The following is a 12,111-nucleotide window of genomic DNA, read 5'->3' on the forward strand; positions in this document are numbered from 1 at the left end:
CCCTAATATCGGCGCGCGCCTGTGGTCGAGGTGCGCCAGACGAGGAGGACTCGAACGATGATTGCCTACACCATGGTGGGCACGCGGGATCTGCCGCAAGCCCTGCGTTTCTATGACCCGCTTTGCGCCGAAATGGGCCTGCAGGTCTGCTGGAAGGACGAGGCCTCCGTCGGCTACGGCCGGGTCGAGGATCTGGCTTTTCCACGTTTTTACGTCGGCTATCCCTACGACGGCAACCAGGCCAGCGTCGGCAATGGCGTGATGACCGCGTTCCAGTTCGCCGAGCCGGAGCAGGTCGACCGCCTGCATCGTCTCGCTCTGAGCAATGGCGGACGCGACGAGGGAGCGCCGGGCTATCGTCCGCGCTACGGTGAGGGCTTCTATGCGGCCTACGTCAGGGACCCGGACGGCAACAAGCTGGCCTTCGTCGTCTATCCGCGCGGGTAGGATGCGCCGCGCACCATCCTCTTGCGCATGGCATGAGCGGCTGCTACCCGCCGGTGCCTACTGACTTTCGCTGCGCTGATCCCGAATATCGGCCATGTGCGCCAGATAGGTGATCAGCTCGGTCAGCTCCTGTTCGCTCAGCACCTGCTGGGTGAACCCCGGCATGCGCCCCTGCGGCCAGCGCCGCAGACTCTGTGGGTCACGGATGTACCGGCGCAAAAAGTCGCCTGTGAAGTACTCCGTCGGGTTGTGCGGCATATTCAGGTCCGGGCCGAACTCGGAATCGCCGGCACCGTTGAGGCGGTGACAGGCCATGCAGTTCTTCTGATAGACAGCGAAGCCTGCGCGGATCTCCGAGTTGGCATCCGTTGCCGGCAGCAGGGCAGGGAAGCGCTGCTCGACCGGCGCCAGCTGGCGAAGCCTGGCGACCTGAAAGGGCCATTGCTCCGGGCCGATCTGGCTGGCCGCCGGATCGCTCCAGGCCAGATAGAAGGGTCCGGCGCTGGGCTTGCCCTTGGCCAGCGGCGGCCAGGGATGCTGCGGGTCTTCGATGGCCAGCCAGGCCTTGGCGCCCTCGCTGGCCAGCAGAATCGCTGCCGGCAGCTCGGCGGCAAAGCCGTCCAGGGCCACGGCCTACAGATGATCGCCTGGCGTCACGCCGCTCAGCAGTACGCTGATAGGTACGGCGCGATATCGCATGGTGCGTTTGTAGCTGACGTCGTCGACTATCTCGATATCGCGAGCCTTTGGGTGCTTCAGCAGTTCGCTGCTGCTCCAGGTGTGCCGCCCCTCCTCAAGCTGCACTTCGAACTCGGCAGCCTGCAGCGCGCCGGCCAGGGTGATCAATGCCAGCAGCAGGGTTGTTTTCATTCGCGGTTCTCCAGCAGTGGCCGTAGATCCTCATAGGCCCCGGCATTGATCACCTGGCTGTAGCCCATTTCTTCCAAGGTATGCTGCGCGATTGTCGAGCGCCGCCCACTGCGGCAGTACAGCACCAGTGAACGATCCTTGTCCGGGGCAACGCTGGCGATCTGCGCGGCGATCTCTTCGTGGCCGATACGGATCGCGCCGGGCAATGCTCCGTCTGCAAACTCCTCGGCGCTGCGAACGTCGATCAGCAGGCTATCGCTGCGTTGCAGGACGGAGATGGCGGCGGGCTGATCAATTTCACCCGCTTGGGCATTGATCAGCGTGAGCAGGCCGGTGAGCAGAAGAATGATGCGCATGGGGTGCTCCGGAAAGAGTCGATTGGCCCGGCAGCGTTGCCCGAGGCTGCGATGCAGTCTAGGATGCGGCGCTCGACGTGACGGGAGTAGCAGATGTTAGCCGAGTTGTTCGCTGTTCTGGCCCCGGTTTTGATTGCAGCGGGTATCGGCTATGGCTGGGTGCGTAGCGGTCACGCCTATCCCACCGATTTCGTCGCACGGCTGGTGTTGAATATCGGCACGCCCTGCCTGGTACTGTCGACCCTCAGTCGCGCCGAGCTGGACCTCGGTGCGTTCTCGCAGATGGCCCTGGCCTGCGTACTGGTGATGCTGTCGATGGGCCTGGTGGGTCTGCTGCTCAGCCGCCTGTTCGCCATCGACTGGAAAGTGCTGGTGCCGGCCTATCTGTTTCCCAACTCCGGCAACATGGGCCTGCCCATGGCGCTGTTCGCTTTTGGCGAGGCCGGCCTGGCCTTGGCAGTGGCCTTCTTCCTGGTGTTGTCGGTGGGGCATTTCAGCATCGGCATGCTGTTGTCCGGGGCCGAGCGCTCGATCAAGGGGTTGCTGGTCAACCCGATCATGATCAGCCTGGCGCTGGTACTTCCCGTACTGTTCCTCGATTTTCAGTTGCCCCGCTGGCTGGCCAACACCGTGGACCTGCTGGGCGGCATGACCATCCCGATGATGCTGCTCACGCTGGGCGTATCGCTGGCGAGCATCCGCGTGCAGCACCTGGGCAACGGCATGCTGCTGGGTCTGCTGCGCATCCTCTGTGGTGCGGCACTGGGCTGGATCATTGGCTGGGCGGTCGGCCTGCAGCCGCTGGCGCATGCCGTGCTGGTGCTGCAAGCCTCGATGCCGGTAGCGGTGTTCAACTACCTGTTCGCCGTACGCGCAGGCCGTTCGCCGGAGCAGGTCGCCAGCCTGGTGCTGTGCTCGACGCTGCTGGCATTCGTGCTGATTCCCTTGCTGCTGGCCTGGTGGATACCCGCGCTGCGCTGAACGCGACACGGCGTCGGCACAGTAGCGGGTGCTTTAGACATTCAACCGACCAGACGGGTCAGGTTGGGAAGAATCAGGATGACCGCCGTGGCGAAAAGGATGACTCCAGCCTGGCGGTATTTCGGCTGTTTGAACATGGCCGTATGCCTTTTGTTGTTATGGGGCGTTGGGTGCCTGCGGTACTGCCTGGCAGGTCGTAGCGTCACGCCCGGGCGTGGTTCTGATTCGCCGCTCCGGCATGTCCCGGCAACGGCTCCCTGTGCCCGTTTGGTGGCGGGAACAGGATTAACTCTAGGGCTGGCATCACCGATCCTTTAGATGACTTGGTTGCTAATGGTCCCTGGTTAGAACTTCGGGCTATGCCTGAGTCCTGCCCGTTGCGCAGCGAGGCTTGAGGCAGAGGGCCTGCTTGGCCTTCACCGCTTCCGCAAGGGCAAACGACCGTTCGTCTGAGCTCAGTGGTCAATGGCGCTGAGCGCTTCGGTCATTGAGCCCCGGCGCCTCGGCGCTATGGTAGGCAGGCTCAATATGAACATGCGTGGTTGGGGCAACCTGTTCCACCAGCGCCGTATTAGTCTCCGAGGACGCCATGACCGAAGCATATATTTTCGACGCGGTGCGCACGCCCCGTGGCAAGGGCAAGAAGGATGGCGCGCTGTACAGCGTCAAGCCGGTGCAGCTGGTTGCCGGTCTGCTGAGTGCCCTGAAGGCGCGAAACGAACTGGATACCAGCCAGGTGGACGACGTCGTCCTCGGCTGCGTGACGCCGGTGGGCGATCAGGGCGCCGATATCGCCAAGACGGCGGCCATGGTCGCCGATTGGGACGTCAGCGTGGCCGGTGTCCAACTCAATCGCTTCTGCGCGTCGGGTCTGGAGGCGGTGAACCTGGGCGCGATGAAGGTGCGCTCCGGCTTCGAGGATCTGGTGGTGGTTGGCGGTGTGGAATCCATGTCGCGCATTCCCATGGGCTCGGACGGTGGTGCCTGGGTCATGGACCCGGAAACCAACAACCACAGCAATTTCGTCCCGCAGGGTATCGGCGCCGACCTGATCGCTACCCTGGAGGGCTTCAGCCGCGCCGATGTCGATGCCTTCGCCCTGCGCTCGCAGCAGAAAGCGGTGCGTGCCAGCGCCGATGGTTCGTTCGCCAGGTCACTGGTGCCGGTGACCGACCAGAACGGCATCGTGCTGCTCGACCATGACGAGTTCATTCGCGGCGACTCCACTCTCGAAGGCCTCGGCAAGCTCAAGCCCAGCTTCGAGATGATGGGGCAGATGGGCTTCGACTCCACCGCGCTGCGCGTCTACAGCCATGTCGAACGTATCGAGCACGTGCACACACCGGGCAACAGCTCGGGCATCGTCGATGGCGCGGCGCTGATGCTGATCGGCTCCGAAGCCAAGGGCAGGGAACTGGGCCTGAAGCCACGCGCGCGCATCGTCGCTACGGCGGTGACCAGTACCGATCCGACCATCATGCTCACCGGTCCCGCGCCGGCCACGCGCAAGGCGCTGGCCAAGGCCGGGCTGTCCATCGACGACATCGACCTGTTCGAGGTCAACGAGGCCTTCGCCTCGGTGGTGATGAAGTTCATGAAGGACATGGGCGTGAGCGAGGACAAGGTCAACGTCAACGGGGGCTCCATCGCCATGGGCCACCCGCTGGGTGCCACCGGCTGCACCATCCTCGGCACGCTGCTCGACGAGCTGGAGAAGCGCCAGCTGCGCTACGGCCTCGCCACCTTGTGCGTCGGCGGTGGCATGGGTATAGCCACGATTATCGAGCGAGTCTGACCAGTAGGGCGGGTGAAACCCGCCATTCGTGTGTTGGCGGGTTTCACCCGCCCTACGCAGCTCCCACATCTTGGGAAGAGAAGATAAAAATGACTGACGCCATCCGTTACGAAAAGGGCCAGGACAATATCGTCGTCCTGACCATGGACATGCCCGGCCAGAGCGCCAACACCATGAACGCGGTGTACCGCGAGGCCATGGGGCAGATCGTCGACCGCCTGGAAGCGGAAAAGGACTCGATCGCCGGGGTGATCGTCACCTCGGCGAAGAAAACCTTCTTCGCTGGCGGCGACCTCAATGAGCTGATCAAGGTCACCCAGGCCGAGGCTCAGGGTTTCTACGAGATGATCCTGAAGATCAAGGGTCAACTACGCCGCCTGGAAACCCTCGGCAAGCCGGTGGTTGCCGCCATCAACGGCGCGGCGCTGGGCGGCGGCTGGGAAATCGCCCTGGCTTGTCACCACCGTATTGCCCTGAATGAAAGCCATGTGCAGCTCGGCTTGCCGGAAGTCACCCTGGGCCTGCTGCCGGGCGGTGGCGGGGTAGTACGCATGGTGCGCCTGCTTGGTCTGGAGAGAGCTCTGCCGTACTTGGCCGAGGGCAAGAAGGTACGCCCGGATGCAGCGCTCAAGGCCGGCCTGATCCACGAATTGGCCAGTGATCGCGAGGACATGCTGGCCAAGGCCCGCGCCTGGATCGCCGCCAACCCGGCTGCCAAACAGCCATGGGACGTGCAGGGCTACAAGATTCCCGGCGGCACGCCGAGTTCGCCGAACGTGGCGCAGATGTTGGCCATCGCCCCGAGCGTGTTGCGCGACAAGACCAAGGGCTGCTTCCCGGCGCCGGAGAAGATCATGTGCGCGGCCGTCGAAGGTGCGCAGGTCGACTTCGATACCGCGCAGATCATCGAGGCGCGCTACTTCACCGAGCTGACCTGCGGTCAGGTGGCGAAGAACATGATCGGCACCTTCTGGTTCCAACTCAACGAGATCAATGCCGGCGGTTCGCGCCCACAGGGCTATCCAAAATCGGTGACCAAGAAGGTCGGCGTGCTCGGTGCCGGCATGATGGGCGCTGGCATCGCCTACGTATCGGCAGCGGCCGGCATCCAGGTGGTGCTCAAGGATGTTTCCCTCGAAGCGGCGGAGAAGGGCAAGAGCTATTCGGCCAAACTGCTGGACAAGAAAGTCGCCAAGGGCCACATGAGCGCCGAGCAGCGCGAGGCCTTCCTGGGGCTGATCAAGGCCACCGACAGCGAGGCGGATTTTGCCGGCTGCGACCTGATTATCGAAGCGGTATTCGAGGATCGTGCGCTCAAGGGCAAAGTCACTGCCGCCGCTGAAGCCGCTGCGCTGAGTGACGCGGTGATTGCCTCCAACACCTCGACGCTGCCAATCACCGGCCTGGCTACTGCCGTGGCCAAACCGGAGAAATTCATCGGCCTGCATTTCTTCAGCCCGGTGGACAAGATGCCGCTGGTGGAGATCATCCGTGGCGAGAAGACTTCGGATGAGACCCTGGCGCGCGGCTTCGACTACGTCATGCAGATCAAGAAGACGCCCATCGTGGTCAACGACAGTCGCGGCTTCTTTACCTCGCGGGTGTTCGGCACCTTCACCAATGAAGGCCTGGCCATGCTCGGCGAAGGCGTCAGCGCAGCGATGATCGAGAACGAGGCGCGCAAGGCCGGCATGCCGGTCGGGCCACTGGCGATCAGCGACGAGGTGTCGTTGAGCCTGATGAACCATGTCCGCCAGCAGACCATCAAGGACCTGGCGGCCGAGGGCAAGTCGATTCCCGAGCACCCGGCCTTTGCCGTGATCGACCTGATGCTCAATGAGTACAAGCGTCCGGGTAAAGCGGCGGGGATGGGCTTCTACGATTACCCTGCCAGTGGCAGAAAGCACCTGTGGCCTGAACTCAAGGCGCGTTTCGAAAAGGCCGATGCGCAGATCTCGCAGGAGGACGTGCGCGACCGCATCCTGTTCATCCAGGCCATCGAGACGGTGCGCTGCGTGGAAGAGGGTGTGCTCAATGCGGTGGCCGACGCCAACATTGGCTCGATCTTCGGCATCGGCTTCGCCGCCTGGACCGGCGGTGCGCTGCAGTTCATCAACCAGTACGGGGTGAAGGACTTCGTCGCACGTGCGCAGTACCTGGCCGAGCAGTACGGCGAGCGCTTCCTGCCGCCGGCGTTGCTGCTGGAGAAGGCGGCCAAGGGCGAGACGTTCTGAGCTCTACGGCCATGGCGTTCGTGCTCCGAGCCCTTTCAAGCGCGCAATGAGAAACGGCCCGCCAGGGCCGTTTCATTGACTCGCATGCATCAGTCTTCCAACTGGTCGCGGGTTACCTCGCCGCTCTTGCCGTCGATGCGAAACTCGTAGAGGCGGCCATCCTGCTTGAGGCCTTCGCCTTCCCAGTAGCCATCGTTGTCGGCTTCGATCTTGTGTAGCTCGGTGTAGCCGGCCTCACGGGCCTTGCTCAGGGCATCGTCGATGCTGATCCAGTCGCTGCCGGGGCGATCCGCCAGGGCGTTACCGGCCAGCAGTAAACTGCCTGCGAGCAGGCCGATCAGGTTGCGGGTATGCATGGTCTGGTTCCTCTTTCCGTTGAAGATGCCTGGAGGAGTCTAGACCATCGCGATTTCACGCCGCCTGGCACCACCCCTGGCGAATGCACACGGCCTCGTGGATCGCCAGCATCTCGCTGTGACGGGTCGGCATGCGTAAGGTCAGCATGCTGCCGTCATCGAGCTGCAGAGCGGCTTCGCTTTCGAACTGCAGACCGCCGTCCTGCAGGTGAACGTAGGTAACGCCGTAGGCGTCCAGGCTGAGTTGGCTGTGCATGGCTGCTCTCCTGTGGGCGTGTCAGCTCGGACGCGCGTCGCGGGCTGCAGTGGCCGCCTGCTCGGGACGAACCGGTGCAGCGGTGTGGAAAGCGGAGGCGGCGGCAAAGCTGGCGAGTGCGGCGTAGATGCTCATGATCGATATCCTTCTGTGCGATGGGGGCGACTGCCCGATGTGTCGATATTCGTCGCGCCCTGGCAATCACAGAAGTGAATGCCGTGCATGGTCACTATCGAAGCGGCTGATGATGATTCGATCCGGCCCGGTTCCTTCCAGGTGTTGTCAATTTTAATTGACGACCGTTCGTGGCGTTGCACAGTGGCAAGGACGTGCAAATATGTCTGAAAATAGGGGGCGACTATTTCTTTGTGCAGTTTCATGTGTTAAGTAAAACGCACAAATCCCCCGCACTCCGTGCTCACCACAGGAAACCTCATGTCACTGCGTATCTGCATCCTGGAAACTGACATCCTCCGCCCTGAACTGGTTGACCAGTACCAGGGTTATGGCCGCATGTTCGAGCAGCTGTTCGCTCAACAGCCGGTGGCGGCGGAATTCAGTGTCTACAACGTGGTGGAGGGGCATTACCCGCCCGATAGCGAGCAATTCGATGCCTATCTGGTGACTGGCAGCAAGGCCGACTCCTTTGGCACTGAGCCATGGATTCAAACGCTCAAGGAGTACCTACTTGAGCGCTACCAGCGTGGCGATAAGCTGTTGGGCATCTGCTTTGGTCATCAGTTACTGGCGTTGCTGCTGGGCGGCAAGGCCGAGCGCGCAGAGCAAGGCTGGGGCGTGGGCGTACACAGCTACCGTCTGGACAGCAAGCCCGAATGGATGAGCCCGGCACTGGACGAGCTGCAACTGCTGATCAGCCACCAGGACCAGGTTACCCGCCTGCCGGAGAAGGCCACGCTGCTGGCTTCCAGCGATTTTTGCCCGATTGGTGCCTACCACATCGAAGACCAGGTGCTGTGCTTCCAGGGACACCCCGAGTTCGTTCACGACTACTCACGTGCGTTGCTCGATCTGCGTCAGCAGCACCTCGGTGAGCAGATTTACCAGCAGGGCGTGGACAGCCTCCAGCACTCGCAACAAGGTAATGCAGTGGCCGAGTGGATGATGCGCTTCGTGGCGCAGGGTAAGGCCGCCAAGGCCTGAGCCTGCTGGAGACAAAAAGCTCGGTTAGCCCGTAATGCTGTTCACTAAAGGTGTACACATTTGGCTCCCCTCTCCCATTTATGGGAGAGGGGCTGGGGGAGAGGGCTGAAAACACCGCAAACTGCCAGTTTTCCCCTCTCCCTAACCCTCTCCCCAAAGGGGCGAGGGGACTGATCGCGCCCAACCATTTCTTATATGAACAGCATTACCGGTTAGCCGGGCATTTTCATGCGTGTTTGGCAGGCACGAAGTAGGGTGAGAGGTGTTCGCTTCGGTTTGGTGGCGGGCTGCTGCGCTGGCGCTTGAGGCCTTCTGCAAGGTCCAGGTGATGGGCCAGTTTATGACTGCATTCGATATTGCGCGCCACGGCGCTAGCCGAGCTCTTGCCAATGCCGCTGAGCGCCAGCAGGGTCGTGAGCAGAGACAGACTGGCGAGCAGTATCAGGCGGCTGCGTTGGCTTCTGATCATGATCTTCGACTCAGCCCAGCGATAAAGCGCCGAGCAAGGCGGGCAATTGGCTGATCAGGCTATGCAGCGGGCCCGGCTGTTCGAGCGTCGGGACGCTGGGCTGCAAGGTGGCGTAACTCAGCACCAATACTGTGGAGGTACTGATCAGATACAGGCCGATGGCGGCGAGGGCGCCGTTACGGGCGGCTTGGGAGAGGCGGGACATGTTCTGTGCTCCAGGTCTGGCTTTGACATGGGCACAGAATCGCTTAAGTCATTTCGATTGAATAATGGATGCTCTGCAGAGTAACTATCGATCAATTTGATGGTTGGCGCGGGTGTCGTTCACTTCGGTGGCCCGCGCGATCACTTATGCCGTGGCCAACTCCTGGTCCATGCTGGTGATGCACTCGCTCATGGCCTGCTGGCAGCGCTCGATCAACGCCGGCATGTCGTCCAGGCTCAGGCCGGCAGTGGGAATGGCCGGCAGCGAGCGAATCAGGATGCGTCCGCTGTTCCAGCGATTGAGGCGCATGGCTTTGCTGTAGTTGCTCACGCACACCGGGATGATCGGTACGCCGGCCGTGATCGCCATCTGAAACGCGCCTTTCTTGAACGGCAGCAGGCCGCGGCCGAGGTTGCGCGTGCCTTCGGGGAAAACCCAGATCGAGGTGTCACGGTGACGCAGGGTTTCGGTGGTGGTCAGCATCGCGCGTTTGGCGGCTGCGGCATTGCTGCGATCGATCAGCACGTTGCCGGCCAGCCAGTACAGCTGGCCAAAGAACGGCACCCACTTGAGGCTCTTCTTGCCGATGCTCACGGTGCGCTCCGGCACCACGCGGCCGAGCACATAAAGATCGAAGTTGGACTGGTGGTTTGCGATGATCACGCAGGAGCGTTGATGCTCCAGCAGCGGGCCTACGTCTGTCTTCAATTTCAGACGCAGCAGGCGCAGGGCGGGCAGCGAATAGAGGCGTGCACACAGGCGGCTGTTGTCAGGGTTGAATGGGCGACACAGGCCGAGCAGCAGGCCAAGAAGGCCGGCCACGATGAAATGCACGCCCATCAGCAGCATGCGCACAACGAAGAGCATTTTGGGAGAACCATCAGAAGAGGGGCGCGCAGTGTACGGGCGTTCACTCTGGCGGGCAATTAGCGGAAACTGCCGCCGGGCGCGCGGTAACGTCCTGAATTGTCGCAGAAATTGTCGGTTTTTATAGTGGTACGCAAAAGGGCGCCTTGCGGCGCCCTCGAATGTTCAATCGGTTTCTGTTTTGACCGGCTTGCCCGGTAACAAACCATCGGCGCGGAACATCGCCTTGATCCCGCGCAGCGCCTGACGGCTGCGGTCCTGGTTCTCGATCAACGCAAAGCGCACGTGGTCGTCGCCGTAATCGCCAAAACCCAGGCCCGGCGAGACGCAGACCTTGGCTTCGGCCAGCAGCTTCTTGGCGAACTCCAGAGAACCGAGGTGAGCGTAGGCGTCGGGAATCTTCGCCCAGATGTACATAGAGGCCTTGGGCTTCTCGACCATCCAGCCGATTTCGTGCAGGCCCTTGACCAACAGGTTGCGGCGCTGGCGGTACTGTTCGGCGATATCCAGCACGCACTGCTGGTCGCCTTCCAGTGCGGCGATGGCGGCCACCTGCAGCGGAGTGAAGGTGCCGTAGTCGTGGTAGCTCTTGATCCGCGCCAGAGCGCTGACCAGCTCCGGGTTGCCGACCATGAAGCCGATGCGCCAGCCGGCCATGTTGTAGCTCTTGGACAGGGTGAAGAACTCCACCGCGATATCCTTGGCGCCGGGTACCTGCATGATCGACGGTGCCTTCCAGCCGTCGTAGACGATGTCGGCATAGGCCAGGTCGTGCACCACCAGTACGTCGTACTGCTTGGCCAGGGATACCACGCGCTCGAAGAAGTCCAGCTCCACACACTGGGCTGTGGGGTTGGAGGGGAAACCGAGAATCATCATCTTCGGCTTGGGAATCGACTCGCGAATCGCCCGCTCCAGCTCGGCGAAGAAATCCACGCCCGGCACCAGCGGCACGGAGCGCACCTGCGCGCCAGCGATCACTGCGCCGTAGATATGGATTGGGTAGCTGGGGTTGGGGACCAGCACGGTGTCGCCATGATCCAGGGTAGCCAGCATCAGGTGCGCCAGGCCTTCCTTGGAGCCGATGGTGACGATGGCTTCGCTTTCCGGATCGATCTCCACGTCGTAGCGGTCCTTGTACCAGCGCGAGATGGCGCGGCGCAGGCGGGGAATACCGCGGGAGGTGGAATAGCCGTGGGTGTCTTCACGTTGCGCGACCTGCACTAGCTTCTCGACGATGTGCGATGGAGTCGCGCCATCGGGATTGCCCATGGAGAAGTCGATGATGTCCTCGCCGCGTCGGCGTGCGGCCATCTTCAGTTCGGCGGTGATGTTGAAGACGTAGGGGGGTAGACGATCGATGCGCGCAAAGCGGCGCTTGGCGTTCTCAGCCATGATTTCCTCGGAGTACGTAAGCGCCCGGAACCGTCCGAGCGACGTTGGCCACTGCTGTGACCGAGCGGCGACGATACGCCCGCCGCCGCTACGCTGTCCAGTACAGTCGGCGCGCGGCGCAGCGCTACAGTCAGCCGCCGAGCATGTCGTGCATGGCGATGATCTGCTCGGCCACCTGGATCAGCTTCTGCTGGCGGCTCATGGCCTGGCGGCGCATCAGGGTGTAGGCCTCTTCCTCGTTGCAGCTCTTCATCTTCATCAGCAGGCCCTTGGCCAGCTCCACACGCTTGCGCTCGGCCAGTTGCGCGTCACGTGCCTGCAACTGCGCGCGTAGCGCCTGGTCGCTCTCGAAGCGTGCCATGGCCACGTCGAGGATCGGCTGCAGGCGCTGGGCATGGATGCCCTCGACGATGTAGGCGCTGACGCCGCTCTGGATCGCCTGGCGCATTACGCCGGGGTCGTGCTCGTCGGTGAACATCACGATCGGGCGCGGCTGGTCGCGGCTGACCAGCACCACCTGTTCCATGACGTCGCGGCCGGGCGATTCGGTGTCGATCAGGATCACGTCGGGGCGTACTGCCTCGACGCGTTCGGGCAGGTCGATGGTCAGGCCGGATTCGTCGATCACCTCGAAGCCGGCCTCGACCAGCGCGCACTTGAGGCGGCCGACCTTCTTTGGGGTGTCGTTGATCAGCAGGATACGCAGCATCTGTGGCTCT

14 protein-coding genes and 1 pseudogene are annotated in these 12,111 nt (G+C 62.5%); 5 read left to right on the top strand and 10 right to left on the bottom strand.

The window, feature by feature from the left end:
• Positions 1-57: 57 nt before the first annotated feature.
• Complete coding sequence (locus P3C50_RS03285) at positions 58-447, top strand: VOC family protein (protein WP_275544861.1); 390 nt, start codon at positions 58-60, stop codon at positions 445-447.
• 57 nt (positions 448-504) lie between these two features.
• Here the strand turns inward: P3C50_RS03285 and P3C50_RS03290 are convergent.
• Positions 505-1,317, bottom strand: a pseudogene (locus P3C50_RS03290) (cytochrome c).
• Positions 1,314-1,673: a rhodanese-like domain-containing protein gene (locus P3C50_RS03295; RefSeq protein WP_275544862.1), complete on the bottom strand. Its 360-nt coding sequence runs from the start codon at positions 1,671-1,673 to the stop codon at positions 1,314-1,316. Before P3C50_RS03295 ends, P3C50_RS03290 begins: the two are co-directional and overlap by 4 nt.
• A gap of 93 nt (positions 1,674-1,766) precedes the next feature.
• On the opposite strand from P3C50_RS03295, the gene P3C50_RS03300 reads away from it, so the two are divergent.
• From P3C50_RS03300 to P3C50_RS03310, 3 genes are all read left to right on the top strand, one after another.
• Positions 1,767-2,654, top strand: coding sequence for an AEC family transporter (locus P3C50_RS03300; protein ID WP_275544863.1), 888 nt, complete (start codon positions 1,767-1,769; stop codon positions 2,652-2,654).
• A gap of 589 nt (positions 2,655-3,243) precedes the next feature.
• Positions 3,244-4,449, top strand: coding sequence for an acetyl-CoA C-acetyltransferase (locus tag P3C50_RS03305; RefSeq protein WP_275544864.1), 1,206 nt, complete (start codon positions 3,244-3,246; stop codon positions 4,447-4,449).
• An 89-nt stretch (positions 4,450-4,538) separates the two neighbouring features.
• Complete coding sequence (locus tag P3C50_RS03310; protein ID WP_275544865.1) at positions 4,539-6,683, top strand: 3-hydroxyacyl-CoA dehydrogenase NAD-binding domain-containing protein; 2,145 nt, start codon at positions 4,539-4,541, stop codon at positions 6,681-6,683.
• Between the two features lie 89 nt (positions 6,684-6,772).
• Here the strand turns inward: P3C50_RS03310 and P3C50_RS03315 are convergent, their stop codons facing one another.
• Genes P3C50_RS03315 through P3C50_RS24155 form a run of 3 tightly spaced genes read right to left on the bottom strand, consistent with a single transcriptional unit; the run spans position 6,773 to position 7,430 of the window.
• Entirely contained in the window at positions 6,773-7,039 is a 267-nt protein-coding gene (locus tag P3C50_RS03315; RefSeq protein WP_197856339.1) for a PepSY domain-containing protein, read from the bottom strand.
• A 55-nt stretch (positions 7,040-7,094) separates the two neighbouring features.
• Positions 7,095-7,295 (bottom strand): type III secretion system co-regulatory protein PtrC, encoded by a 201-nt coding sequence (gene ptrC / locus P3C50_RS03320; protein ID WP_013715243.1) that lies wholly within the window; start codon positions 7,293-7,295, stop codon positions 7,095-7,097.
• A gap of 21 nt (positions 7,296-7,316) precedes the next feature.
• Positions 7,317-7,430, bottom strand: coding sequence for a PA2485 family small membrane protein (locus tag P3C50_RS24155; protein WP_296271451.1), 114 nt, complete (start codon positions 7,428-7,430; stop codon positions 7,317-7,319).
• A 300-nt stretch (positions 7,431-7,730) separates the two neighbouring features.
• Between P3C50_RS24155 and P3C50_RS03325 the strand changes: the two genes are divergently transcribed.
• A complete protein-coding gene (locus P3C50_RS03325; protein ID WP_197856341.1) occupies positions 7,731-8,456 on the top strand; it encodes an amidotransferase in 726 nt (241 codons plus the stop codon).
• Between the two features lie 226 nt (positions 8,457-8,682).
• Here the strand turns inward: P3C50_RS03325 and P3C50_RS03330 are convergent, their stop codons facing one another.
• From P3C50_RS03330 to P3C50_RS03350, 5 genes are all read right to left on the bottom strand, one after another.
• Entirely contained in the window at positions 8,683-8,925 is a 243-nt protein-coding gene (locus P3C50_RS03330) for a hypothetical protein (protein ID WP_275544866.1), read from the bottom strand.
• Between the two features lie 10 nt (positions 8,926-8,935).
• Complete coding sequence (locus P3C50_RS03335; protein WP_275544867.1) at positions 8,936-9,130, bottom strand: hypothetical protein; 195 nt, start codon at positions 9,128-9,130, stop codon at positions 8,936-8,938.
• Between the two features lie 144 nt (positions 9,131-9,274).
• Positions 9,275-9,997: a 1-acylglycerol-3-phosphate O-acyltransferase gene (locus P3C50_RS03340; RefSeq protein WP_275544868.1), complete on the bottom strand. Its 723-nt coding sequence runs from the start codon at positions 9,995-9,997 to the stop codon at positions 9,275-9,277.
• A gap of 165 nt (positions 9,998-10,162) precedes the next feature.
• The gene (alaC, locus tag P3C50_RS03345; RefSeq protein ID WP_275544869.1) at positions 10,163-11,392 is read right to left on the bottom strand and encodes an alanine transaminase; all 1,230 of its coding nucleotides are present in this window, start codon (positions 11,390-11,392) and stop codon (positions 10,163-10,165) included.
• Between the two features lie 130 nt (positions 11,393-11,522).
• A complete protein-coding gene (locus tag P3C50_RS03350; protein WP_197856346.1) occupies positions 11,523-12,101 on the bottom strand; it encodes an ANTAR domain-containing response regulator in 579 nt (192 codons plus the stop codon).
• Between the last annotated feature and the right edge of the window lie 10 nt (positions 12,102-12,111).

The organism is Pseudomonas sp. Marseille-Q0931, from assembly GCF_940789645.1.
In the GTDB taxonomy this organism is placed as follows: Bacteria; Pseudomonadota; Gammaproteobacteria; order Pseudomonadales; family Pseudomonadaceae; genus Aquipseudomonas.

Coding starts and splice junctions, on each gene's coding strand:
- P3C50_RS03315 (WP_197856339.1), bottom strand. CDS start 7,039: ATGCATACCCGCAACCTGATCGGCCTGCTCGCAGGCAGTTTACTGCTG.
- P3C50_RS03305 (WP_275544864.1), top strand. CDS start 3,244: ATGACCGAAGCATATATTTTCGACGCGGTGCGCACGCCCCGTGGCAAG.
- P3C50_RS03340 (WP_275544868.1), bottom strand. CDS start 9,997: ATGCTCTTCGTTGTGCGCATGCTGCTGATGGGCGTGCATTTCATCGTG.
- P3C50_RS03295 (WP_275544862.1), bottom strand. CDS start 1,673: ATGCGCATCATTCTTCTGCTCACCGGCCTGCTCACGCTGATCAATGCC.
- P3C50_RS03300 (WP_275544863.1), top strand. CDS start 1,767: ATGTTAGCCGAGTTGTTCGCTGTTCTGGCCCCGGTTTTGATTGCAGCG.
- alaC (WP_275544869.1), bottom strand. CDS start 11,392: ATGGCTGAGAACGCCAAGCGCCGCTTTGCGCGCATCGATCGTCTACCC.
- P3C50_RS03335 (WP_275544867.1), bottom strand. CDS start 9,130: ATGTCCCGCCTCTCCCAAGCCGCCCGTAACGGCGCCCTCGCCGCCATC.
- P3C50_RS03310 (WP_275544865.1), top strand. CDS start 4,539: ATGACTGACGCCATCCGTTACGAAAAGGGCCAGGACAATATCGTCGTC.
- P3C50_RS03285 (WP_275544861.1), top strand. CDS start 58: ATGATTGCCTACACCATGGTGGGCACGCGGGATCTGCCGCAAGCCCTG.
- ptrC (WP_013715243.1), bottom strand. CDS start 7,295: ATGCACAGCCAACTCAGCCTGGACGCCTACGGCGTTACCTACGTTCAC.
- P3C50_RS24155 (WP_296271451.1), bottom strand. CDS start 7,430: ATGAGCATCTACGCCGCACTCGCCAGCTTTGCCGCCGCCTCCGCTTTC.
- P3C50_RS03350 (WP_197856346.1), bottom strand. CDS start 12,101: ATGCTGCGTATCCTGCTGATCAACGACACCCCAAAGAAGGTCGGCCGC.
- P3C50_RS03325 (WP_197856341.1), top strand. CDS start 7,731: ATGTCACTGCGTATCTGCATCCTGGAAACTGACATCCTCCGCCCTGAA.
- P3C50_RS03330 (WP_275544866.1), bottom strand. CDS start 8,925: ATGATCAGAAGCCAACGCAGCCGCCTGATACTGCTCGCCAGTCTGTCT.